The sequence below is a fragment of the Pantoea sp. Ap-870 genome (assembly GCF_011752515.1).
Lineage (GTDB): Bacteria > Pseudomonadota > Gammaproteobacteria > Enterobacterales > Enterobacteriaceae > Pantoea > Pantoea dispersa.
Genome location: NZ_VWXG01000012.1, coordinates 95,254 through 118,725 on the forward strand (window position 1 = coordinate 95,254; position 23,472 = coordinate 118,725).

18 protein-coding genes and 1 riboswitch are annotated in these 23,472 nt (G+C 57.9%); of the genes, 13 read left to right on the forward strand and 5 right to left on the reverse strand.

The annotated features are described in order from the left end of the window. Positions 1 to 7 precede the first annotated feature (7 nt). Positions 8 to 325, reverse strand: a complete 318-nt coding sequence (gene metJ / locus F3J41_RS22075) for a met regulon transcriptional regulator MetJ (RefSeq protein ID WP_007885403.1) — start codon at positions 323 to 325, stop codon at positions 8 to 10. Positions 326 to 604: 279 nt separating this feature from the next. Here metJ and metB point away from each other — a divergent pair, with 279 nt between their 5' ends. The 3 genes from metB (at position 605) to metF (ending at position 5,311) form a co-directional block, all read left to right on the forward strand. Next, a complete protein-coding gene (gene metB / locus F3J41_RS22080; RefSeq protein WP_021506836.1) occupies positions 605 to 1,765 on the forward strand; it encodes a cystathionine gamma-synthase in 1,161 nt (386 codons plus the stop codon). A 2-nt stretch (positions 1,766 to 1,767) separates the two neighbouring features. Next, the gene (locus F3J41_RS22085; RefSeq protein WP_021506835.1) at positions 1,768 to 4,200 is read left to right on the forward strand and encodes a bifunctional aspartate kinase/homoserine dehydrogenase II; all 2,433 of its coding nucleotides are present in this window, start codon (positions 1,768 to 1,770) and stop codon (positions 4,198 to 4,200) included. A gap of 214 nt (positions 4,201 to 4,414) precedes the next feature. After that, a complete protein-coding gene (gene metF, locus F3J41_RS22090) occupies positions 4,415 to 5,311 on the forward strand; it encodes a methylenetetrahydrofolate reductase (protein ID WP_166712455.1) in 897 nt (298 codons plus the stop codon). 69 nt (positions 5,312 to 5,380) lie between these two features. On the opposite strand, the gene ppc is transcribed toward metF, so the two are convergent. Beyond that, the gene (gene ppc, locus F3J41_RS22095; RefSeq protein WP_031279588.1) at positions 5,381 to 8,032 is read right to left on the reverse strand and encodes a phosphoenolpyruvate carboxylase; all 2,652 of its coding nucleotides are present in this window, start codon (positions 8,030 to 8,032) and stop codon (positions 5,381 to 5,383) included. A gap of 249 nt (positions 8,033 to 8,281) precedes the next feature. After that, entirely contained in the window at positions 8,282 to 9,430 is a 1,149-nt protein-coding gene (gene argE / locus F3J41_RS22100; protein WP_021506832.1) for an acetylornithine deacetylase, read from the reverse strand. A 167-nt stretch (positions 9,431 to 9,597) separates the two neighbouring features. On the opposite strand from argE, the gene argC reads away from it, so the two are divergent. The 6 genes from argC (at position 9,598) to oxyR (ending at position 16,271) form a co-directional block, all read left to right on the forward strand. Further along, entirely contained in the window at positions 9,598 to 10,602 is a 1,005-nt protein-coding gene (argC, locus tag F3J41_RS22105; protein ID WP_150361688.1) for an N-acetyl-gamma-glutamyl-phosphate reductase, read from the forward strand. A gap of 18 nt (positions 10,603 to 10,620) precedes the next feature. Beyond that, the gene (argB, locus tag F3J41_RS22110; RefSeq protein ID WP_058775576.1) at positions 10,621 to 11,397 is read left to right on the forward strand and encodes an acetylglutamate kinase; all 777 of its coding nucleotides are present in this window, start codon (positions 10,621 to 10,623) and stop codon (positions 11,395 to 11,397) included. A gap of 14 nt (positions 11,398 to 11,411) precedes the next feature. Further along, on the forward strand, positions 11,412 to 12,629 hold the full coding sequence (locus F3J41_RS22115) for an argininosuccinate synthase (RefSeq protein ID WP_021506829.1): 1,218 nt from the start codon (positions 11,412 to 11,414) through the stop codon (positions 12,627 to 12,629). A 74-nt stretch (positions 12,630 to 12,703) separates the two neighbouring features. Next, positions 12,704 to 14,083 (forward strand): argininosuccinate lyase, encoded by a 1,380-nt coding sequence (gene argH, locus F3J41_RS22120; protein ID WP_058758137.1) that lies wholly within the window; start codon positions 12,704 to 12,706, stop codon positions 14,081 to 14,083. A gap of 100 nt (positions 14,084 to 14,183) precedes the next feature. Then, positions 14,184 to 15,059: an Ig-like domain-containing protein gene (locus F3J41_RS22125; protein ID WP_166712457.1), complete on the forward strand. Its 876-nt coding sequence runs from the start codon at positions 14,184 to 14,186 to the stop codon at positions 15,057 to 15,059. 294 nt (positions 15,060 to 15,353) lie between these two features. Further along, positions 15,354 to 16,271 (forward strand): DNA-binding transcriptional regulator OxyR, encoded by a 918-nt coding sequence (oxyR, locus tag F3J41_RS22130; RefSeq protein ID WP_021506826.1) that lies wholly within the window; start codon positions 15,354 to 15,356, stop codon positions 16,269 to 16,271. On the opposite strand, the gene sthA is transcribed toward oxyR, so the two are convergent. Next, positions 16,254 to 17,654 (reverse strand): Si-specific NAD(P)(+) transhydrogenase, encoded by a 1,401-nt coding sequence (gene sthA, locus F3J41_RS22135; protein WP_021506825.1) that lies wholly within the window; start codon positions 17,652 to 17,654, stop codon positions 16,254 to 16,256. The two genes, oxyR and sthA, sit on opposite strands and share 18 nt — an antisense overlap. A 193-nt stretch (positions 17,655 to 17,847) precedes the next feature. On the opposite strand from sthA, the gene fabR reads away from it, so the two are divergent. Together fabR and F3J41_RS22145 are read left to right on the forward strand one after the other, a co-directional pair. After that, positions 17,848 to 18,492 (forward strand): HTH-type transcriptional repressor FabR, encoded by a 645-nt coding sequence (gene fabR / locus F3J41_RS22140; RefSeq protein WP_031279587.1) that lies wholly within the window; start codon positions 17,848 to 17,850, stop codon positions 18,490 to 18,492. An 18-nt stretch (positions 18,493 to 18,510) separates the two neighbouring features. Then, positions 18,511 to 18,867: a YijD family membrane protein gene (locus F3J41_RS22145; RefSeq protein WP_021506823.1), complete on the forward strand. Its 357-nt coding sequence runs from the start codon at positions 18,511 to 18,513 to the stop codon at positions 18,865 to 18,867. A gap of 35 nt (positions 18,868 to 18,902) precedes the next feature. Here F3J41_RS22145 and trmA read toward each other — a convergent pair whose 3' ends face one another. After that, positions 18,903 to 20,006 (reverse strand): tRNA (uridine(54)-C5)-methyltransferase TrmA, encoded by a 1,104-nt coding sequence (trmA, locus tag F3J41_RS22150; protein ID WP_166712459.1) that lies wholly within the window; start codon positions 20,004 to 20,006, stop codon positions 18,903 to 18,905. 112 nt (positions 20,007 to 20,118) lie between these two features. Further along, a riboswitch (cobalamin riboswitch) is annotated at positions 20,119 to 20,300 on the forward strand. Between the two features lie 68 nt (positions 20,301 to 20,368). On the opposite strand from trmA, the gene btuB reads away from it, so the two are divergent. Together btuB and murI are read left to right on the forward strand one after the other, a co-directional pair. Then, positions 20,369 to 22,249: a TonB-dependent vitamin B12 receptor BtuB gene (gene btuB / locus F3J41_RS22155; RefSeq protein WP_058775572.1), complete on the forward strand. Its 1,881-nt coding sequence runs from the start codon at positions 20,369 to 20,371 to the stop codon at positions 22,247 to 22,249. Beyond that, complete coding sequence (gene murI, locus F3J41_RS22160) at positions 22,194 to 23,045, forward strand: glutamate racemase (protein ID WP_040679621.1); 852 nt, start codon at positions 22,194 to 22,196, stop codon at positions 23,043 to 23,045. Before btuB ends, murI begins: the two co-directional genes overlap by 56 nt. Positions 23,046 to 23,472 lie beyond the last annotated feature (427 nt).

Genomic DNA, 23,472 nt, shown 5'->3' on the forward strand with positions numbered 1-23,472 from the left:
TCTGGCCTCAGTATTCCCAGCTGTCGGGATCGATGCCCATCTCACGCATAATCTGTTTTGCTTCTTCCGGAATCTCGTCGCTGCGCTCTTTACGCAGATCAACATCATTCGGCAGCGGTTGCCCGGTGAAGGCATGCAAAAAGGCTTCGCACAGCAGTTCGCTGTTGGTGGCGTGACGCAGATTGTTCACCTGACGGCGGGTACGCTCATCCGTTAAAATCTTCAGCACTTTCAGCGGGATAGAAACTGTAATCTTCTTAACCTGCTCGCTCTTCTTACCGTGTTCAGCGTAAGGGCTGATATATTCGCCGTTCCATTCAGCCATGGGTTACCTTAATCAATAAAAAGTTGAATATGGGGAAATCCGTTGATTATGCCCGATTTTTCGATGCCTGACCGCTTAAACTGCCGGTTTTATGCTTACACATCGCGTTTCACAGGAAAGCGCGCTGAACACCAGGCGATGACGCGTAATTTTAGCGGGTATTGCGGCTTTGCTCAATCTATACGCAAAGACATTTAGATGTCCAGATGTATTGACGTCCAGTTGCGGAATGTTATTCTGTTGCCACTTTTTTATTACACTTCAGGAACAGTAAGCACCATGACGCGTAAACAGGCAACCATCGCAGTACGCAGCGGTTTGAATGATGACGAGCAATATGGCTGCGTTGTCCCACCGATTCACCTCTCCAGCACCTATAACTTCCTCGATTTCAACGAGCCGCGCGCGCATGACTATTCACGCCGTGGTAACCCGACGCGCGATGTGGTCCAGCGCGCGCTGGCTGAGCTGGAAGGCGGCGCGGGCGCGGTGCTGACCAACACCGGGATGTCGGCGATTCATCTGGTGACGACGGTGTTCCTGAAGCCAGGCGATCTGCTGGTGGCGCCGCACGACTGCTACGGCGGCAGCTATCGTCTGTTTGACAGCCTGAGCAAGCGCGGCGCTTACCGCGTGAAGTTTGTCGATCAGGGCGATGAAGCGGCACTGGCGGCGGCGCTGGCGGAAAAACCAAAGCTGGTGCTGGTCGAAAGCCCGAGCAATCCGCTGCTGCGCGTGGTGGACATTGCGGCCATCTGCGCCGCCGCGCGTGCTGCCGGTGCGGTGAGCGTAGTGGACAACACCTTCCTCAGCCCGGCGCTGCAGAACCCGCTGGCGCTGGGTGCCGATCTGGTGATCCACTCCTGCACCAAATATCTCAATGGTCACTCGGACGTGGTGGCCGGTGCGGTCATCGCTAAAGATCCGGCGCTGGTCACGGAACTCGCCTGGTGGGCGAATAACATTGGCGTCACCGGCGCGGCGTTTGACAGCTATCTGCTGCTGCGCGGCCTGCGCACCCTGGCACCGCGCATGGCGGCGGCGCAGCGTAACGCACTGGCGATTGTTGATTACCTGAAGCAACAACCGCTGGTGAAAAAGCTGTATCATCCGTCTCTGCCAGAGAACGCCGGACACCAGTTTGCCGCGCGTCAGCAGCGCGGTTTTGGCGCCATGCTCAGTTTTGAACTCGACGCCGATGAGGCGCGGCTGCGCCGCTTCCTGAAAGCGCTGCAGCTGTTTACGCTGGCGGAGTCGCTGGGCGGCGTGGAAAGTCTGATTTCGCATACCGCCACCATGACGCACGCCGGCATGTCGGCGGACGCGCGTGCCGCAGCGGGCATTTCCGACTCGCTGCTGCGTATTTCTGTCGGAATTGAAGATCACGAAGATTTAATCGCCGACCTGGATAATGCATTCAGGATTGCAGCCGAGGGGTAACCATGACGATTTCAGCAGGCGCGGGAACGCCGATCAAGCAGTTGCATAAATTTGGTGGCAGTAGCCTGGCCGACGCGCGCTGTTATCAGCGCGTCGCCGGTATCATGGCCGATTACAGCCAGCCGGGCGACTTAATGGTGGTCTCTGCCGCAGGCAGCACCACTAACCAGCTGATCAGCTGGCTCAAGCTGAGCCAGAGCGATCGCTTATCGGCCCATCAGGTGCAACAGGCGTTACGCCGTTTTCACAGCGAACTGATCGCTGCACTGCTGCCTGCTGAATATGCAGAAACCCTGACCGCAGCCTTCATCCGCGATCTTGAACGCCTGGCGGCGCTGCTCGACGGCGCCATCACCGATGCGGTGTACGCCGAAGTGGTTGGCCACGGCGAAATCTGGTCGGCGCGCCTGATGGCGGCGGTGCTCAGCCAGCGCGATATCGAAGCGGCGTGGCTGGATGCGCGCGACTTCCTGCGTGCCGAACGTGCGGCGCAGCCGCAGGTAGATGAAGGCAAATCCTGGCCGCTGCTGCAGGCGCTGCTGGCGCAGCATCCGCATAAGCGTCTGGTGGTGACGGGTTTTATCAGCCGCAGCGAAGCGGGCGAAACCGTGCTGCTCGGCCGTAACGGCTCTGACTACTCGGCAACGCAGATTGGCGCGCTGGCGGGCGTGAACCGCGTCACCATCTGGAGCGACGTGGCTGGCGTTTACAGCGCGGACCCGCGCAAGGTTTCCGATGCCTGCCTGCTGCCGCTGCTGCGGCTGGATGAGGCCAGCGAGCTGGCCCGACTGGCGGCGCCGGTGCTGCACACGCGTACGCTGCAGCCGGTCTCCAACAGCGACATCGATTTACAGCTGCGCTGCAGCTATCAGCCGGAGCAGGGCTCAACGCGCATTGAGCGCGTGCTGGCGTCCGGCACCGGCGCGCGCATTGTCACCAGCCACGACGATGTCTGCCTGGTTGAGATTCAGATTCCCGATAGCCACGATTTTGCTACCCAGCAGAAAGAGATCGATCTGCTGCTGAAGCGCGCGCAGCTGCGTCCGCTGGCGATGGGTATCCATCCGGATCGTCGCCTGCTGCAGCTGTGTTACACCTCGGAAGTGGTCAACAGCGCCTTTAACCTGCTGCAGGACGCGGCGCTGCCCGGTCATCTGCAGCTGCGCGACGGTCTGGCGCTGGTGGCGCTGGTCGGTGCTGGCGTAACGCGTAATCCGCTGCACAGCCATCGCTTCTGGCAGCAGATCAAAGACCAGCCGGTCGAATTCGTCTGGCAGTCAGAAGATCACATCAGCCTGGTGGCGGTGCTGCGCGTCGGACCGACCCAGCACCTGATTCAGGGACTGCACCAGTCGCTGTTCCGCGCCGAGAAGCGCATCGGCCTGATTCTGTTCGGCAAAGGCAATATCGGCTCACGCTGGCTGGAGCTGTTCGCGCGCGAGCAGGAGACGCTGTCGGCGCGTACCGGGTTCGAGTTTGTGCTGGCGGGCGTGGCGGACAGTAGCCGCAGCCTGCTGAGCTATGACGGTCTCGACGCCAGTCGGGCGCTGGCCTTCTTTGATGATGAAGCCGAAGCGCGCGACGAAGAGTCGCTGTTCCTGTGGATGCGCGCGCACCCGTTTGACGATCTGGTGGTGCTCGACGTCACCGCCAGTGATTCGCTGGCGCAGCAGTATCACGATTTTGCCAGCCACGGCTTCCACGTCATCAGCGCCAACAAAGTGGCCGGCGCTGCCAGCGGCCAGAGCTGGCGTCAGGTACGCGACGCCTTCGCCAAAACCGGCCGCCACTGGCTGTATAACGCGACCGTGGGTGCCGGACTGCCGGTCAATCATACGGTGCGCGACCTGCGTGAAAGCGGCGACAGCATTCTGGCGATCAGCGGTATCTTCTCCGGCACGCTGTCGTGGCTGTTCCTGCAGTTTGACGGCACGGTGCCGTTCAGCGAGCTGGTCGATCAGGCGTGGCAGCAGGGCTTAACCGAGCCCGATCCGCGCGTTGATCTCTCCGGTCAGGACGTGATGCGCAAACTGGTGATTCTGGCGCGCGAAGCCGGTTACGACATCGAACCGGATCAGGTGCGGGTTGAATCGCTGGTGCCGTCACAGTGCGAAGGCGAATCCATTGACCACTTCTTTGAAAACGCCGACGAGCTGAACGAGCAGATGCTGCAGCGCTTCGAAGCCGCACAGGAGATGGGTCTGGTGCTGCGCTACGTAGCGCGTTTCGATGCCAACGGTAAAGCGCGCGTCGGCGTGGAAGCGGTGCGTCCGGAGCATCCGCTGGCGGCGCTGCTGCCGTGTGATAACGTGTTTGCTATTGAAAGCCGCTGGTATCGCGACAATCCGCTGGTGATCCGCGGGCCGGGCGCCGGCCGGGATGTCACCGCCGGTGCGCTACAGTCTGATATCAATCGTCTCGCCCAACTGCTGTAAACCTGCTGCGCAGACGGCGTCCGCTGTCTGCGTTTTTCCCTCTGCTTCCCCGTCAGGTGAATCCCTTTCACTTTGGTTGAATATTTGTCACGCCCGGCAAACAATTTTATGTTGACGCTAAGCTGAAGATCGTTCATTTTGTGCATCTGGACGTCTAAACGTATGGATGTTCGCGGTTCGCAAATTAATCGATATGTGATGATGAGGTAACAGGATGAGTTTCTTTCATGCCAATCAGCGCGAAGCGCTGAACCAGAGCCTGGCTGAGCTGAACGGGCAAATTAATGTCTCTTTTGAGTTTTTCCCGCCCCGCACCAGCGAAATGGAAGCAACTCTGTGGAACTCCATCGACCGCCTGAGCAGCCTGAAACCCAAATTCGTCTCGGTAACTTACGGAGCCAACTCCGGCGAGCGCGACCGCACTCACAGCATCATCAAAGGCATTAAAGAGCGCACCGGACTGGAAGCGGCACCGCATCTCACCTGTATTGATGCGACGCGCGATGAACTGCGCGCCATTGCGCGAGACTACTGGAATAACGGCATTCGCCATATCGTGGCGCTGCGCGGCGATTTACCACCGGGCGGCGGCAAACCAGACATGTACGGCAGCGATCTGGTGTCGCTGCTGAAAGAGGTCGGTGATTTCGACATCTCGGTAGCGGCCTATCCCGAAGTGCATCCGGAAGCGAAGAGTGCGCAGGCGGATCTGATCAACCTGAAGCGAAAAATTGATGCCGGCGCCAGTCGCGCGATCACCCAGTTTTTCTTCGATGTGGAGAGCTATCTGCGCTTTCGCGATCGCTGCGTGGCCACCGGTATCGACGTGGAGATCGTGCCGGGCATTCTGCCGGTCTCCAACTTTAAACAGCTGCAGCGTTTCGCCACCATGACCAACGTGCGCGTACCGGGCTGGATGAACGCCATGTTTGACGGGCTGGATGATGATGCGGAGACGCGCAAAATGGTCGGTGCCAACATCGCCATGGACATGGTGAAAATCCTGTCGCGCGAAGGGGTGAAGGACTTTCATTTCTACACGCTGAACCGCGCCGAGATGAGCTACGCCATCTGCCATACGCTGGGTGTTCGCCCGACGCTGGTGGCATAAGCGTGAAAGGATAAAAAAGAGAAGGGGGCCTCAGGGCCCCCTTCTTGCTGTGCGATACGTGACGCGCCGTTAGCCGGTGTTACGCATGCCGGCCGCGACGCCAGCGATAGTGACCATCAGCGCCTGTTCTACGCGCGCATCAGGTTCATCGCCGCGCTCTTCCTGCGCACGCGCACGCTGCAGCAGTTCCGCCTGCAGCACGTTGAGCGGATCGGTATAGACGTTACGCAGCGCGATGGATTCGGCGATCCACGGCTGGTCCGCCATCAGATGCGCATCGTTCGCGATGGTCAGCACCGCTTTGATGTCGGCATCGAGCTGATCGCGCAGCTGTTTGCCGAGCGGCCACAGCGATTTATCCACCAGACGCTGATCGTAATACTCCGCCAGCCACAGGTCAGCCTTCGAGAACACCATCTCCAGCATGCCGAGGCGCGTGGCGAAGAACGGCCATTCGCTGCACATGGTTTCCAGCTGATCCTGATGGCCTTCGTCCATCGCTTTCTGCAGCGCCGCGCCGGCCCCCAGCCACGCGGGCAGCATCAGGCGGTTCTGCGTCCAGGCGAAGATCCATGGAATGGCGCGCAGCGACTCTACGCCGCCGGTCGGACGCCGTTTCGCCGGGCGCGATCCGAGCGGCAGTTTACCCAGCTCCTGCTCTGGCGTCGCCGAGCGGAAGTAGGGTACGAAGTCCGGATTTTCACGCACATAGCCACGGTACATGGCGCACGAATAGGCTGACAGGCCGTTCATGATCTCCTGCCATTCGCGTTTTGGCTCTGGCGGTGGCAGCAGGTTGGCTTCCAGAATCGCCCCGGTGTAAAGCGACAGGCTGGCGATGGTGACTTCCGGCAGGCCATATTTGAAGCGAATCATTTCTCCCTGTTCGGTCACGCGCAGGCCGCCTTTCAGGCTGCCCGGCGGCTGTGACAGCAGAGCTGCATGCGCCGGTGCGCCACCGCGGCCAATCGAACCGCCGCGTCCGTGGAACAGCGTCAGGGTAATGCCGGCTTTGTCGCAGGTTTTAATCAGCGCATCCTGGGCCTGATATTGCGCCCAGCTGGCTGCCATCACACCGGCATCTTTTGCCGAGTCGGAATAGCCAATCATCACCATCTGCTTGCCGTTGATGAAGCCGCGATACCAGTCGATATTCAGCAGCTGGCTCATCACGTCATTGGCGTTGTTGAGGTCGTCGAGGGTTTCAAACAGCGGCGCCACCGGCATTGCGTAAGGGATACCGGCCTCTTTCAGCAACAGATGCACCGCCAGCACGTCAGACGGCGTTTTGGCCATCGAAATCACATAGGCGGCAATCGAGCCCTGCGGCGCTTCTGCCGCCACTTTGCAGGTATCCAGCACTTCACGCGTGTTGTCGCTGGGCTCCCACTGCCGCGGCAGCAGCGGCCGCTTGGAATTCAGTTCACGGATCAGGAACGCCTGCTTGTCGGCTTCTGACCAGCTTTCGTAGTCGCCCAGTCCGAGATAGCGCGTCACTTCGGCAATCGCTTCGGTGTGGCGGGTGCTCTCCTGACGGATATCGATACGCACCAGCGGCACGCCGAAGCATTTCACGCGGCGCAGCGTATCCAGCAGCTGGCCGTTGGCGATGATGCCCATGCCGCACTGCTGCAGCGACTGATAAATAGCAAACAGCGGTTGCCACAGCTGATCGTTTGAAACCAGCAGATCGGCCGGACGCGGCAGGCGCTCGCCCTTCAGGCGGCGCTCCAGATAGCTCTGGGTGCTCATCAGCTGGCTGCGGATACGCTTCAGAATCACGCGATACGGCTCCAGCGCCTCCGCATCGCCACACAGTTCGCGCACTTCGTCGCTGCACTCGGACATTGACAGCTCCGACACCAGCACGCCGATGTCGCGCAGGAACAGGTCGGCGGCTTTCCAGCGGCTTAGCTGCATCACGTGGCGGGTAATCGGTGCGGTGACGTTCGGGTTACCGTCACGGTCGCCGCCCATCCACGAGGTAAATTTGATTGGCACAAAATCCACCGGCAGCTGGATGCCGAAGCTCTCTTCCACCTGCTGGTTTAGCTCGCGCAGAAACGCCGGCACGCCTTCCCACAGGCTGTTCTCCACCACCGCGAAGCCCCATTTGGCTTCATCTACCGGCGTCGGGCGATATTTACGGATCTCATCGGTGTGCCACGCCTGCGCTACCAGCTGACGCAGACGGCGCATAACCTGGTTGCGTTCGTAGTCGGTGATGTCACTGTGGTCGAGCTGCTGCAGACAGCTGTTCACTTCGCCCAGCTTGTGGATCAGCGTGCGGCGGGTAATTTCGGTCGGGTGAGCGGTGAGCACCAGCTCCAGCGACAGCTCCTCAATCGCCTGGCGGATGGCCGGCTCGCTGAGATCGCTCTGCTGCTTCAGGCGCTCGAAGGTCTTTTTCAGCAGCTCCGGATGGTTAGCGCCGTCGCCGCTGCGCGAAATGGTTTGATACTGCTCTGCCACGTTGGTGAGGTTAAGGAACTGGCTGAACGCGCGTGCCACCGGCAACAGCTCGTCGTTAGACAGGTTTTGCAGCGTGGAGAGCAGTTCCTTACGATGAGTGTCATTTCCTGCACGGGATGACTTAGAGAGCTTGCGGATGGTCTCCACCCGATCGAGGATGTTCTCTCCCAGTGCATCCTTTATCGTATCCCCGAGCAGTTTGCCGAGCATACTGACATTACTTCGCATTGCGGAATATTGTTCGTTCATGTGACCCTGACACCCTTATCGTCTTAAATATAAAACCTCTATACCCAACGGGCATAACATCGTCTTTTATCTAGCCACGGTTCTTCCTGTTCGTCAATTGACTTAAATTGCCGGTATCGTGCTGCTAACTATCGGAAATTCATCGAATTTAATTGACAGGAGGTGGGATAAGTTATTCTTATTATCAAATCCCGGATAATGACGGGGCAATTTGCTGATTTCGCAGTGAAATGCCCCATCTTTTAATCATCAATGGCAAAAATGCTGCACAACCTGAGTGATAAGCGCATGAGTCGGCTTAATAAATGCGGTATCAATAAACTCGTCTGGCTGATGCGCCTGATTGATGGATCCAGGCCCTAACACCAGCGTCGGGCACAACTGCTGAATAAACGGCGCTTCGGTGCAGTAATTCACCACTTCTGTCGGCACCCCCAGCAGCTTCTCCACCACTTTGACCAGTTCATGATCGGCCGGGCATTCGTAACCGGGAATCGGCGGATGCAGCTCACCCACAGTCAGACGGCCTGGCCAGCGCGCGCTCACCGGTGCCAGCGCTTCATTGAGTAAACCGTCGAGATCGCTCAGCGTCAGTCCCGGCAGCGGACGAATATCCATATGCAGCTCACAGCAGGCGCAGATGCGGTTCGCCGCGTCGCCGCCATGGATATGGCCAAAGTTCATGGTCGGATATGGAATGGCGAAGCCGTCATGGTGATAGCGCTCTTTCAGCGTATTACGCAGCTGCATCAGCTGAGTAATGGATTCATGCATCAGCTCGATCGCGTTCACGCCGCGCGCCGGATCGCTGGAATGACCGGACTGACCCTGAATGCGGATGGCGTGCGACAGGTGGCCTTTGTGGGCGCGCACCGGTTTCAGCGACGTCGGTTCGCCGATGATGGCGCAGTCCGGCCGCAGCTGGGTCGATTCAGAAAAGTATTTCGCGCCGGCCATCGTGGTCTCTTCATCGGCGGTGGCGAGGATGTACAGCGGTTTGCTGAGCTTCGTCACGTCAACGTCACGCAGCGCATCAAGAATAAAGGCAAAGAAGCCTTTCATGTCGGCGGTGCCTAAGCCGTACAGCTTGTTGTCGTGTTCGGTCAGGGTGAAGGGATCGCGCGTCCAGCGGCCATCGTCGTACGGCACGGTGTCGGTATGGCCCGCCAGCAGCAGGCCACCTGCGCCGCTGCCGCTGCGCGCCAGCAGGTTGAATTTATGGCGCGTACCCGGCACCGGCTGGACTTCCACGCTGAAGCCGAGATCGCGGAACCAGCCCGCCAGCAAATTGATTAAAGTTTCATTGCTCTGATCCAGCGCGCTGTCGGTGGCGCTGATCGACGGTGTTGCAATCAGCTGGCGGTAGAGTTCGATAAAAGGTGGAATTTTTGTCTTCACTGTTGACGGTCCCTGGGTTAGGATGTATCAATATTAATGCATTAATAGTGAATAAAAATACATTAACGTCGTCTGCATGTGAACTGAAAAAAGCTGCAAACGGCATCGTGGGCAACGGGGCAATGCCGCGACCCGATACGTGTGACTGTAATAAGGTATACAGCCTGATGTTGAATACGCTGATCGTTGGTGCCAGTGGTTATGCTGGCGTAGAGCTTGCCACCTACCTGAATCGCCACCCGCATATGAACATAACCGCTTTGGCGGTTTCAGCGCAAAGCCCGGATGCCGGAAAGTTACTCTCCGATCTCCATCCGCAGCTGAAAGGCAGGGTCGATTTGCCATTGCAGCCGCTGGGTGATGCCGCAGAGTGGGCCGGCAAGGTCGATGTGGTGTTCCTCGCCACCGCACACGAAGTCAGCCACGATCTGGCCCCGGAATTCCTGAAAGCCGGCTGCGTGGTGTTCGACCTCTCAGGTGCGTTCCGCGTTAACGACGACGGCTTTTATCAACAGTATTACGGTTTCAGCCATCAGCACCAGGCGTGGCTCGACAAAGCCGTTTACGGCCTGGCCGAATGGAACCACGCGCAGATTAAAGACGCGCAGCTGGTGGCGGTGCCGGGTTGCTATCCGACCGCCGCGCAGCTGGCGCTTAAGCCGCTGATTAAGGCTGGCCTGCTTAATCCGGCTCAGTGGCCGGTCATCAATGCCACCAGTGGCGTCAGCGGTGCCGGGCGTAAAGCCAGCGTCACCACCAGCTTCTGTGAAGTCAGCCTGCAGCCGTACGGCCTTTTCAATCACCGTCACCATCCGGAGATTGTGGCCCATCTCGGCACGCCGGTGATCTTCACGCCGCATCTCGGTAATTTCCCGCGCGGCATTCTGGAAACCATCACCTGTCGTCTGAACGCCGGCGTGAGCCAGCAGGATGTGGCGGCGGCGTTCCACAGCGCTTACCACGACAAACCGCTGGTGCGGCTGTACGACAAAGGCGTACCGGCGCTGAAAGGGGTGGTTGGCCTGCCGTTCTGCGATATCGGCTTTGCCGTGCAGGGCGAGCACCTGATTGTTGTCGCAGCGGAAGACAACCTGCTGAAAGGTGCCTCCTCACAGGCGGTGCAGTGTCTCAATATTCGTTTCGGCTTCCCCGAAACGCTGTCTCTGATTTAACGGACGGATAACCTGACCATGAGCAATCCTCTGATCATTAAGCTGGGCGGCGTACTGCTGGATAGCGAAGAAGCACTGGCGCGTCTGTTTGATGCCCTGCTGGCGTACCGCACGCAGTATCAGCGTCCGCTGATCATCGTCCACGGCGGTGGCTGCCTGGTGGACGAGCTGATGAAGAAACTGGCGCTGCCGGTGAAAAAGAAGAACGGTTTGCGCGTGACGCCAGCCGATCAGATCGACATTATTACCGGTGCGCTGGCCGGCACCGCCAACAAAACGCTGCTGGCATGGGCGAAGAAGTACGGCATTGGCGCAGTGGGTTTATGCCTCGGCGATGCCGGCCTGGTGAACGTGGCACAGTTCGATGAGGAGCTGGGGCATGTCGGCAACGCCACGCCGGGTAATCCGCAGCTGATCAATACGCTGCTGGATGCAGGCTATATGCCGGTGATCAGCTCGATTGGCATTACCGACGGCGGCGAACTGATGAACGTCAACGCCGACCAGGCCGCGACCGCGCTGGCGGCGACAATCGGTGCCGATCTGGTGCTGCTGTCGGACGTCAGCGGTATTCTCGACGGCAAAGGTCAGCGCATCGCCGAGATGACTGCAGCCAAAGCCGAGCAGCTGATTGCCCAGGGCATTATTACCGATGGCATGATTGTGAAAGTGCATGCGGCGCTCGACGCGGCGCGTACGCTGGGCCGCCCGGTGGATATCGCCAGCTGGCGTCATGCTGAACAGCTGCCAACCCTTTTCAACGGCGTGTCGATTGGCACCCGGATTCTCGCATAATCAAGGATTACGACATGAGCACGCAAAACATCAAAAAAATCGTTCTGGCTTACTCGGGCGGTCTGGATACCTCGGCCATCATTCCCTGGCTGAAAGAGAACTACGGTGGTTGTGAAGTGGTGGCTTTCGTGGCCAACATTGGTCAGGATCCGGCCGATCTGGAAGGTGTAGAGAAGAAAGCGCTGCAGTCGGGCGCGTCTGAGTGCCACGTGGTCGATCTGCGTGAAGAGTTTATCAGCGAATACGTTTACCCGGTGCTGCAGACCGGTGCGCTGTACGAAGGCACCTATCTGCTGGGCACCTCAATGGCGCGTCCTATCATCGCCAAAGCGCAGGTTGAGCTGGCGCTGAAAGTGGGCGCAGATGCGCTGTGCCACGGCGCAACCGGTAAAGGCAACGATCAGGTGCGTTTCGAAACCACCTATACCGCGCTGGCACCGCAGCTTAAAGTGGTGGCGCCATGGCGTGAGTGGAACCTGCGTTCGCGTGAAGCGCTGCTGGATTACCTGAAAGAGCGCAATATCCCGACCACCGCGTCGCTGGAAAAAATCTACAGCCGTGATGAGAACGCCTGGCACATCTCGACCGAAGGTGGCGTGCTGGAGAGCCCGTGGAACGCGCCAAACAAAGATTGCTGGGTGTGGACCGTCGATCCGCTGGAAGCGCCGGATCAGCCAGAAAACGTCACCGTCAGCGTGGAAAAAGGCCAGGTTGTGGCGGTGAACGGTGAGAAACTGAGCCCGTTCCAGTGTCTGGAAAAACTCAATGCGCTGGGAGCGAAACACGGCGTGGGCCGGATTGATATCGTGGAAAACCGTCTGGTGGGCATCAAATCACGCGGCTGCTACGAAACCCCGGGCGGCACCATCATGGTCAACGCGCTGCGTGCGGTTGAGCAGCTGGTACTGGATCGCGACAGCTTCAAATGGCGTGAACAGCTGGGTCAGGAGATGTCTTACGTGGTGTATGACGGCCGCTGGTTCGCACCGCTGCGTCAGTCAATCCAGGCCGCTGCCGCATCGCTGGCAGAGCTGGTGAACGGTGAAGTGGTACTGCAGCTGTATAAAGGCCAGGCCACGGCGATCCAGAAAAAATCGGCGAACAGCCTGTACTCAGAAGAGTTTGCCACCTTCGGCGAAGACGAAGTGTACGATCACCGTCACGCGGGCGGCTTTATCCGTCTGTTCTCGCTCTCTTCACGCATTCGCGCGCTGAACGAGCAGAAGAAGTAACACCGCGGCAGGCGACATATTTTGCAGGGGCGGCTTCGGGCCGCCCTTTGTTTAACAGATTCAGGAGCAAGCAGATGGCACTTTGGGGCGGACGTTTTTCGCAGGCGGCAGATCAACGGTTTAAACAGTTCAACGACTCACTGCGGTTTGACTACCGCCTGGCGGAGCAGGACATCATCGGTTCGGTGGCCTGGTCAAAAGCGCTGGTAACGGTAAACGTGCTGAGCAGTGAAGAGCAGCAGCAGCTGGAAGCCGCGCTGAATGCGCTGCTGGAAGAGGTTCGCGCCAACCCGCAGCAGATTCTGCAGAGCGATGCCGAGGATATTCACAGCTGGGTGGAAGGCAAGCTGATCGACAAAGTCGGCGCGCTGGGCAAAAAGCTGCACACCGGGCGCAGCCGTAACGACCAGGTGGCGACCGATCTCAAACTGTGGTGTAAAACGCAGGTGGCACTGCTGCTGGAAGCCACGCGCGAGCTGCAGTCAGCGCTGGTGGCCACGGCTGAGGCCAATCAGGATGCCGTGATGCCGGGCTACACCCACCTGCAGCGGGCGCAGCCGGTGACGTTTGCCCACTGGTGTCTGGCCTACGTTGAGATGCTGGCGCGCGACGAGAGCCGTCTGCAGGATACGCTGAAGCGGCTGGATGTCAGCCCGCTGGGCTGCGGCGCGCTGGCCGGTACTGCTTATGAGATTGACCGTGAGCAGCTGGCCGGCTGGCTCGGCTTCGCCTCTGCCACGCGTAACAGCCTGGATACCGTGTCCGACCGCGATCACGTGCTGGAGCTGCTGTCTGATGCCTCGATTGGCATGGTGCACCTGTCGCGCTTCGCTGAAGACATGATCTTCTTCAACACCGGTGAAGCCGGCTTTATTGAGCTGTCCGATAAAGTGACGTCGGGCTCATCGCTGATGCCGCAGAAGAAAAATCCGGACGCGCTGGAGCTGATCCGCGGCAAGTGCGGTCGCGTGCAGGGCGCACTGACCGGCATGATGATGACGCTGAAAGGGCTGCCGCTGGCGTACAACAAAGATATGCAGGAAGACAAAGAAGGGCTGTTCGATGCGCTCGATACCTGGCTTGACTGCCTGCATATGTCAGCGCTGGTGCTGGACGGCATTCAGGTGAAGCGTCCGCGCTGTCAGGAAGCCGCCGAGCAGGGTTACGCTAACTCGACCGAACTGGCCGATTATCTGGTAGCCAAAGGCGTGCCGTTCCGCGAAGCGCACCACATTGTCGGCGAAACCGTGGTGGAAGCGATCAAACAAGGCGTCGCGCTGGAAGCATTAAGTCTGGCGCAGCTTAAGCAGTTTAGCGCGGCGATCGGGGAAGATGTTTATCCGGTGCTGTCGCTGCAGTCTTGTCTCGATAAGCGTAACGCGCGCGGCGGCGTGGCACCACAGCAGGTGGCGCTGGCGATCGGCGAAGCGAAGCAGCGCTTAAACCTGGCGTAATGCGCGCCAGGAAATTTCTTTCGTAAAAAAGAGACAATTCTTGATCGGCCTGGCGTGAAGAGTTCTTAAAGTGTGCTCGCAGTTAATTTGGAGAACATAAATGAGCACTTCACGCTTTGGCTACCCTTTCTTTCCTCTGGAGCCGGCCGTTGAAAACCAGGTTCCTGTCACCTTCGATTCCGCCTCGGTGAATGACGGCGGTTTTATTGTCGATGGCGAAATCACCCGCGATACGCGCCCTGCGCTGAACGGCTATGCCGGCCGTGGCGTCACGCTTGAGTGTTACCATCACGGCGAGTTAGTGGGCAGCACGCTCAGCGATGCTCAGACCGGCTACTTCAGTTTTACGCTGCCTGCCGCGCTGGCGGGCGGGAGTCATCAGTTCGTGGCACAGGTGGCGGCAATGCCGCAGAGCGCCAGCGCGCCCTTCACGCTGATCGTCGAAGACGCTGGTTTTGTACCGGTCACGTTAACCGCCATGCACAGCGGCACGCAGTTTATCTGGCCGGAAGAGAGCACTACGCAAACCCAGCCGACTTTTTCCGGTAAAGGCCAGCCCGGCAGCCGGGTTGAGCTGTTTGATAACGATGAGCCGCTCGGCAGTGCGCTGGTCGATAGCGATCACAAATGGACCTTTACGCCGTCTCATGCGCTGGCCGCTGGCGAGCATCAGATCGTGGTGACATGCGGCGCAGGGAATGTCAGTGCGCCGGTCAGCCTGATCGTCGCGGATGATGTTACGGAAGACGTGGCCCGGCCGGAGGCGCTCAGCGGCCTGCATCTGCACGACCTGCTGGCCAGCGTGCCGGTTAACCTGTTCCAGGACGCGGAGCTTAACCCGGACACGCAGCAGTATGAGCTGGTGCTGAATAATGACGATCTGCAGCAGGAGCTGACGCAGTCCGGTATCGTCGGCCACTCCCTGGTGCTGACGGAGCAGGATTTGCAGCAGTTGCTGGGTGATGTGCCACTGTGATGCAGAAGCAAAAAAAAGCGGGCTTTAAGTAGCCCGCCAACCTCTAGCTTCGGAATTACATATAGTTATAGGCACATCATCAAAGGGCTGGCACTCCCGGCCAACTCAGTGATTTCGTGAGCAGGTTGCAGGTGCTGCTCCAGATTGTTGTTGTTGCGTGTGTGCGTTAGCCGCTTTAACAATCTGTGGTCTTAATCAGATGGCCGGTATTATTCCTGTTCACCGCTTGATAGGGCTAATCGTTCATTGCTATTCTATCTATCGCCACGGGCTATCGTGGTTTGGAGGCTATCAATGAACATTCGTGATCTGGAATATCTGGTTTCGCTGGCGGAACATCGCCACTTTCGTCGTGCCGCTGATGCCTGTCATGTCAGCCAGCCGACCCTGAGCGGGCAGATTCGCAAGCTGGAAGATGAACTGGGTGTGATGCTGCTGGAACGGACCAGCCGTAAGGTGCTGTTTACTCAGGCTGGACTGCTGCTGGTGGATCAGGCGCGAACCGTGCTGCGTGAAGTGAAGGTACTGAAGGAGATGGCTAGCCAGCAGGGCGAAACCATGTCCGGGCCGCTGCACATTGGTCTGATTCCGACCACCGGTCCCTATCTGCTGCCGCATATTATTCCGATGCTGCATCAGACCTTCCCGAAACTCGAGATGTATCTGCACGAGGCGCAAACGCAGCAGCTGCTGGCGCAGCTCGACAGCGGTAAGCTCGACTGCGCGATTCTGGCGCTGGTAAAAGAGAGCGAAGCTTTTATTGAAGTGCCGCTGTTTGATGAGCCGATGAAGCTGGCGATCTACCAGGATCACCCGTGGCACGATCGCGATCGCGTGCCGATGTCGGATTTGGCCGGTGAGAAACTGCTGATGCTGGAAGATGGTCACTGTCTGCGCGATCAGGCGATGGGCTTCTGCTTCGAAGCCGGCGCTGATGAAGATACCCATTTCCGCGCGACCAGTCTGGAAACGCTGCGCAACATGGTAGCAGCCGGCAGCGGTATTACTTTGCTGCCGTCGCTAGCGGTGCCGAATGAGCGCGTACGTGATGGCGTGTGCTATCTGCCGTGTTACAAACCGGTGCCGCAGCGCACCATCGCGCTGGTGTATCGTCCGGGATCGCCTCTGCGCAGCCGCTATGAGCAGCTGGCAGAAGCAATTAAAACCCACATGCAGGGTTACCTGGACCGTTCGTTAAAACAGGCGGTTTAAGCCGTTTAACGCCGCCACGCGGTAGGCTTCGGCCATGGTGGGGTAGTTGAAGGTGGTGTTCACGAAATACTCAATCGTGTTACCGCCGTTCTTCTGCTCCATGATGGCCTGGCCGATGTGAATGATCTCCGCCGCACGCTCGCCAAAGCAGTGAATACCCAGAATCTCTTTGGTTTCGCGGTGGAACAGGATCTTCAGGCTGCCGACGTGCATGCCGACAATCTGCGCGCGCGCCAGATGCTTAAACTGTGCACGGCCCACTTCATACGGCACTTTCATCGCCGTCAGCTGCTGTTCGGTTTTGCCGACGGAGCTGATTTCCGGAATGGTGTAAATCCCGGTCGGGATATCTTCAATCAGGTGTGCGGTGGCTTCCCCTTTGATGATCGCCTGCGCGGCAATGCGGCCCTGATCGTAAGCGGCAGAGGCCAGGCTCGGGTAGCCAATCACGTCGCCCACCGCATAGATATGCGGCTGTGCGGTCTGATACATGCTGTTCACTTTCAGCAGTCCACGGCCATCGGCTTCCAGCCCGACGTTTTCCAGCGCCAGTGAATCGGTATTACCGGTACGGCCGTTAGCGTACAGCAGGCAATCGGCTTTGACCTTTTTGCCGGACTTGAGGTGCATGATGACGCCATCGCTGACACCTTCAATCTTCTCAAACTCTTCGTTGTGACGAATCACCACGCCGCTGTTCCAGAAGTGATAAGAGAGCGAATCAGACATCTCCTGATCGAGGAACGCCAGCAGGCGATCGCGGGTGTTGATCAGGTCAACCTTGACGTTAAGACCGCGGAAAATCGACGCATATTCACAGCCAATCACGCCCGCACCATAAATGATGACGTGGCCGGGTTCATGATGCAGGTTGAGGATGGAGTCGGAGTCGTAAATGCGCGGATGGGTAAAATCGACGTCCGCCGGATGATACGGGCGGGAACCACAGGCGATGACAAACTTCTCTGCGGTTAAGCGCTCGCGCGTGCCGTCTGGCTGTTCCACTTCGATGGTGTTGGCATCAACAAAATGGGCGTCGCCCTGATAAAGCTCACAGCGGTTACGCTCGTAAAAGCCCTGACGCATGGCAGTCTGCTGGCTGATGACGTTCTCAGTATGATTCAGAATGTCGGCGAACGAGGAGCGCAGGAGTCGGGTGTGATCGCTATAAAGAGGGTTTTGATTGAACTCGATGATACGGCTGACAGCGTGACGCAGAGCTTTGGAAGGGATGGTTCCCCAGTGAGTACAACCGCCGCCGATGTTGTGGTAGCGTTCGATCACTGCAATGCGCGCTCCCTGCTTCACCAGCCCCATCGCCGCACCTTCGCCGCCCGGACCGGAGCCAATCACAATGGCATCGTAATCGTAAGACTTTTGCATACCAGTACGTCCTATGTTTCTATACATTTTTACAACGAGATTCTAACATCTCGCCGCGCACATCTGAATTCTAACAGCGTAAATTGGCAAAGTTTGACAATCAGTGAGGTTAACAGGCGGTCACAAACTTTGCGCCGCTGTACGCTGAAAAGTTTGTTATAGTGCCTGCCTGATTACTCACAAGGCCGGGAAAATGGGCGTTCGAGCGCAACAAAAAGAACGTACACGACGTTCACTGATTGAAGCGGCATTCAGTCAGTTAAGTGCAGAAAGGAGTTTTGCCAGCCTGAGTTTACGCGAAGTGGCACGCGAAGCCGGCATTGCACCGACCTCGTTTTACCGTCACTTTCGCGATGTGGATGAGCTCGGCCTGACGATGGTCGATGAAAGTGGCCTGATGCTGCGCCAGCTGATGCGCCAGGCGCGCCAGCGCATTGCCAAAGGCGGCAGCATTATTAAAACCTCGGTCGCCACGTTTATGGAGTTCATCGGGAACAATCCCAACGCTTTTCGTCTCTTACTACGCGAGCGCTCCGGCACGTCAGCGGCCTTCCGTGCGGCGGTGGCGCGGGAGATTCAGCACTTTATTGCTGAACTGGCCGACTACCTTGAGCTGGAAAACCGCATGCCGCGCAGCTTTACCGAAGCGCAGGCGGAAGCGATGGTGACGATTGTGTTCAGTGCCGGCGCGGAAGCGCTGGATGTGGATATCGAACAGCGGCGCAAACTGGAAGAGCGTCTGGTGCTGCAGCTGCGAATGATCGCCAAAGGCGCGTATTACTGGTATCGCCGGGAGCAAGAGCGCCTGGCGGTTACCCTGGAAACCCCCGAAGAGTAATGTGATAAGGATAATGAAATGATTGAGCAAAACCCTCGCGATAAAGGAACGCTGTTACTGGCTTTTATCACCGGTTTAGCTATCAACGGCTCCTTTTCGGTGCTGTTCAGCACCTTTGTTCCCTTTTCGATTTTCCCGCTGATCGCCCTTGGCCTTGCCGCGTGGTGTCTGCATCAGCGCTATCTCAACCGCAATATGCCGGACGGCATGCCTTCGCTGGCGGCGGCATTTTTTCTGCTGGGGATCCTGGTGTACAGCGCGCTGGTGCGTGCCGAATATCCGGATATCGGGTCTAACTTCATCCCGACCATTCTGATGGTGGCGCTGGTGTTCTGGATCGCCATGCGCTTCCGCCGCAGCAAGAACAAGCACTGAAAACAATCACGGGAACCGCAGGGTTCCCGTTTTTTTTAGGCTTTTTGCGTCAGTAACACACCGCATTCCATATGGTGGGTGTAAGGGAACTGGTCAAACAGCGCCAGCCGCGTGATGTTATGCGTGGCACTCAGTATGCTGAGGTTGTCGCACAGCGTCTGCGGATTACAGGAAATATAGAGAATACGCGGATAGGCCTGCACCATCTTCACCGTCTCGTCATCCAGCCCGCTGCGCGGCGGATCGACAAAGATGGTCTCGCACTGATAGCTATTGAGATCGATACCTTCCAGACGGTTAAAGCTGCGCACGCCGTTCATCGCCTGGGTAAACTCTTCGGCTGCCATACGAATAATTTGCACGTTGTCGATGTGGTTGGCCGCGATGTTGTACTGCGCCGAAGCCACCGACGGTTTGGCGATTTCCGTCGCCAGTACGCGACGGAAGTTACGCGCCAGCGCCAGCGAAAAGTTGCCATTACCACAGTACAGCTCCAGCAGATCGCCGCGCGAATCTTGCGTCACGTCCAGCGCCCACTCCAGCATCTGAATATTCATCGCCGCATTCGGCTGGGTGAAGCTGTTCTCCACCTGACGATAGATCATCTCCTGGCCGGCCACCGGCAGGCGCTCATCGACGTAATCGCGATCGAGACAGATTTTGGTTTTCGTGGCACGGCCAATCAGCTGCACATCAAACCCTTCTGCACGCAGGCTATCGCGCAGCGCAGTCGCGGCTTCGGTCCAGTCGGCTTCCAGCTTGCGGTGATACAGCAGCGAGATCACGATCTGGTTGCTGAGGGTGGAGAGATAATCGATCTGGAACAGTTTGAAACGCAGCGCGCGATTATCGCGGATCGCGGCGATCAACTTTGGCATCAGCGTGTTGATCAACTGGCTGGCCGCCGGAAACTGATCGACGCGGATACGCTGTTTAGTCTCTTGATCGAAGATGATGTGATAGAGATCGTCACCGTCGTGCCAGATGCGGAATTCGGCGCGCATACGATAGTGGCTGATCGGCGAGCGGAACACCTCTACGTCGGGCGCTGCGTAGGGGGCCATCATCGCCTGTAAGCGGCTGACTTTTTCCGCCAGTTGCGCGTCGTATTGTTCAATCGGGAGTTGTTCGGGTGTCATCTTCAATCCTGGTGTTAAGCCTGCCTGCCGGGCGATTGTAGGCATTCACCTGCTGATGTCCAGTCCCGGACAGTGCAGGAAGGCTGGCAGTCTGGATTTCCGGCCTTCTTAAACGTAGACTGCGGCTGCCGGCCTCCTTGAGTTAAAAGGGAATCCAGTGTGAATCTGGAGCTGACGCGCAGCGGTAAAAGAATGTCGTGGTGATCGCAATTGCAGACACTGTCCTCGCGGATGGGAAGTCTTCACCACTTATGATTCCCAGCCCGAAGACCTGCCGGTGTGACGTCGCAACTTCTGAGATCATCGCGTGCTATCGATCCCGGACCTGCGGCATCCTGCTTCGTCTTTTGGATGCTATAACAATGAAAACAACACATGCTTCGCTGTTTGCCTTTAGTGCAACGGCGTTGTCGCTCTGGGCGCAATCTGGCTACGCGCAGCAGAATGATGATACGCAAATCGTTACCGCCAACCGGTTTTTGCAGCCGGTTTCCTCCGTTCTCGCGCCGACGACAGTCGTGACCCGCGACGATATCGATCGCTGGCAGGCTAAAAGCCTGACGGACGTCATGCGTCGCCTGCCTGGCGTGGACATCGCGCAAAACGGTGGCCTCGGCCAGCTGAGTTCGCTGTTTGTGCGCGGCACCAACTCCAGCCACGTACTTATACTCATCGACGGTATCCGGCTAAACCAGGCGGGTGTGTCCGGATCGTCTGATTTAAGCCAGATTCCGCTTTCTCTGGTCCAGCGCATCGAATATGTGCGCGGTGCGCGCTCGGCGGTGTATGGCTCCGATGCGATTGGCGGCGTGGTGAACATCATCACCGGTCGTGATAAGCCGGGCACGACGCTGAGCGCGGGCGTGGGCTCGAAAGGCTATCAAAACTATGAAGGTTCTACCCAGCAGCAGCTGGGCGCAGCCACGACGCTGACCATGGCGGGCAACTACACCTATACGCGCGGCTATGATGTGGTGGCAAACCTGCCGGATGTGTATGGCGATCCGGCGCAGAAAGATCGCGATGGCTTCATGAACAAGACACTGTATGGCGCGCTGGAGCACCAGTTCAGTGACGGGCTGAGCGGCTTTGTTCGCGGCTACGGTTTTGACAACCGTACGGCCTACGACGGCACCTACAGTTACGATAACAGTTTCAACATCAATGGATTAAACGACACCCGTCAGCTCTACAGCCAGACCTGGGACAGCGGCCTGCGTTATAGCAACGACATTTACTCGACGCAGCTGATCGCCAGCTACAGCCGCAGCAAAGACTATAACTATGATCCACGTACTGGCCGCTACGGTCCGTCGACCACGCTGGATGACAGCAAGCAGTACAATGTGCAGTGGGGCAATACGTTGCAGGTGGCGCAGGGCAGCGTAAGCGCGGGCGTGGACTGGCAGAAACAGACCACGGAACCCGGCACCGCTTACGTGGCTGACAGCACCGAACTGCGTAACACCGGCATTTATGCCACCACCCAGCAGCAGCTGGGCAGCGTAACGCTGGAAGGCGCGGTACGCGGTGACGACAACAGCCAGTTTGGCTGGCACGGCACCTGGCAGGGCGGGGCGTCGTGGGCGTTTGTTGATGGCTATAGCGTGTTTGCCGATTACGCGACGGCGTATAAAGCGCCTCGTCTCGGCCAGTTGTATGGCTCTTATGGCAATAGCGACCTGAAGCCGGAAGAGAGTAAACAGTGGGAAGCGGGCTTCTCTGGCCTGACCGGGCCGGTAAACTGGCGCGTATCCGGTTATCGTAACGATATCGATAATCTGATTGATAGCGATCCCACCACGTATATCTATTACAACATCGATAAAGCGCGCATTAAGGGCGTAGAAGCCACGGCGTCGTTCGATACCGGTCCGCTTAGCCATCAGATTTCTTACGATTATGTCGATGCGCGCGATGCTGAAACCGATCAACCGCTGGTGCGCCGTGCGAAGCAGCAGGTGAAATACCAGCTCGACTGGACGATTTATGAGTTTGACTGGTCACTGACCTATCATTATCTCGGCGATCGCTATGATACGGATTACAACCACTCCTTTACCCCGCAGCGCGTCAAACTGGGCGGTGTAAGTTTATGGGATCTGGCAGTTTCGTATCCGGTCACATCACAGCTCACCGTTCGTGGTAGAATTGCCAACCTGTTCGATAAAGACTACGAGACAGTGTATGGCTATCAAACTCCAGGAACGGAGTACTATCTCAGCGCCAGCTACAGCTTCTGATCTGCGCCCCACCGTGCTGGTGTTTGACTCCGGCGTCGGTGGGCTCTCCGTCTATGATGAGGTCCGGCAACTGCTGCCGGGCCTGCACTATCTCTATGCCTTCGATAATGCCGGCTTCCCTTACGGTGAAAAAAGCGAAGAGTACATTGTTGAGCGGGTCGTGGCTGTGGTGGAGGCTATCGTGCAGCGCGTGCCGCTGGCGTTAGTGGTCATCGCCTGTAACTCCGCCAGTACTGTATCCCTGCCAGCGTTGCGTCAGCGCTTTGAATTCCCGGTCGTCGGCGTCGTGCCGGCGATTAAACCGGCGGCCCGTCTGACGCGTAACGGCGTGGTCGGCCTGCTGGCCACGCGTGGCACGGTGAAACGACCTTACACCCATGAGCTGGTGGCGCAGTTTGCGCGCGAATGTAAAATCGAAATGCTGGGCTCGGCGGAACTGGTCGAACTGGCGGAAGCCAAACTGCACGGAGAAACGGTGTCGCTGGACGATGTGCGTCGCGCAGTACAACCGTGGCTGCGTATGAAAGAGCCGCCGGATACCGTGGTGCTGGGTTGTACCCATTTCCCGCTGTTACGTGAAGAGCTGCAGCAGGTGTTGCCTGATGGCACCCGGCTGGTGGATTCGGGCGCAGCCATTGCACGGCGCACCGCCTGGTTGTTAGAGCACGAAGCGCCTCAGGCGCGTTCCAGCGGACAGAATGTGGCATTTTGTACGCGTATGGATGACGAAGTGGTGCAATTATCACCGGTTTTGCAGCGTTATGGCTTCCCGCTGCTGGAAAAACTGGCGATTTGACGGGCTTTCGCCGAAAAAAACAGCACTCGAAAATTAATTTGCATTTAGCCCTTGTCAGCCCGAAAGAACTCCCTATAATGCGCCTCCACTGACACGGCACAACGGCTTACGAAGCGCCCTGTTAGTGAGGTGGCCCTTAACGGCAACCTTCAGAAAAGCAAAAATAAATGCTTGACTGAGAAAGCGGAAAGCGTAATATACGCATCCCGCGCCGCTTGAGAAATCGCGGCACTGCTCTTTAACAATTTATCAGACAATCTGTGTGGGCACTCGCAGGATTGATATCAGCGTCTCCGGACGTAAAAAATATCAAGTCTTTGCTGAGTGAACACGTAATTCATTACGAAGTTTAATTCACAGAGCATCGCTGCACTCGTTGCAGCAAATCAAACTTTAAATTGAAGAGTTTGATCATGGCTCAGATTGA

What these genes read in the sequence shown, in the direction of transcription:
- metB (WP_021506836.1), top strand. Translation starts at nt 605, where the DNA reads ATGACGCGTAAACAGGCAACCATCGCAGTACGCAGCGGTTTGAATGAT.
- btuB (WP_058775572.1), top strand. Translation starts at nt 20,369, where the DNA reads ATGAAAACAACACATGCTTCGCTGTTTGCCTTTAGTGCAACGGCGTTG.
- fabR (WP_031279587.1), top strand. Translation starts at nt 17,848, where the DNA reads ATGGGCGTTCGAGCGCAACAAAAAGAACGTACACGACGTTCACTGATT.
- argH (WP_058758137.1), top strand. Translation starts at nt 12,704, where the DNA reads ATGGCACTTTGGGGCGGACGTTTTTCGCAGGCGGCAGATCAACGGTTT.
- argB (WP_058775576.1), top strand. Translation starts at nt 10,621, where the DNA reads ATGAGCAATCCTCTGATCATTAAGCTGGGCGGCGTACTGCTGGATAGC.
- argC (WP_150361688.1), top strand. Translation starts at nt 9,598, where the DNA reads ATGTTGAATACGCTGATCGTTGGTGCCAGTGGTTATGCTGGCGTAGAG.
- trmA (WP_166712459.1), bottom strand. Translation starts at nt 20,006, where the DNA reads ATGACACCCGAACAACTCCCGATTGAACAATACGACGCGCAACTGGCG.
- F3J41_RS22125 (WP_166712457.1), top strand. Translation starts at nt 14,184, where the DNA reads ATGAGCACTTCACGCTTTGGCTACCCTTTCTTTCCTCTGGAGCCGGCC.
- metF (WP_166712455.1), top strand. Translation starts at nt 4,415, where the DNA reads ATGAGTTTCTTTCATGCCAATCAGCGCGAAGCGCTGAACCAGAGCCTG.
- ppc (WP_031279588.1), bottom strand. Translation starts at nt 8,032, where the DNA reads ATGAACGAACAATATTCCGCAATGCGAAGTAATGTCAGTATGCTCGGC.
- sthA (WP_021506825.1), bottom strand. Translation starts at nt 17,654, where the DNA reads ATGCAAAAGTCTTACGATTACGATGCCATTGTGATTGGCTCCGGTCCG.
- oxyR (WP_021506826.1), top strand. Translation starts at nt 15,354, where the DNA reads ATGAACATTCGTGATCTGGAATATCTGGTTTCGCTGGCGGAACATCGC.
- F3J41_RS22115 (WP_021506829.1), top strand. Translation starts at nt 11,412, where the DNA reads ATGAGCACGCAAAACATCAAAAAAATCGTTCTGGCTTACTCGGGCGGT.
- F3J41_RS22145 (WP_021506823.1), top strand. Translation starts at nt 18,511, where the DNA reads ATGATTGAGCAAAACCCTCGCGATAAAGGAACGCTGTTACTGGCTTTT.
- murI (WP_040679621.1), top strand. Translation starts at nt 22,194, where the DNA reads ATGGCTATCAAACTCCAGGAACGGAGTACTATCTCAGCGCCAGCTACA.
- metJ (WP_007885403.1), bottom strand. Translation starts at nt 325, where the DNA reads ATGGCTGAATGGAACGGCGAATATATCAGCCCTTACGCTGAACACGGT.
- F3J41_RS22085 (WP_021506835.1), top strand. Translation starts at nt 1,768, where the DNA reads ATGACGATTTCAGCAGGCGCGGGAACGCCGATCAAGCAGTTGCATAAA.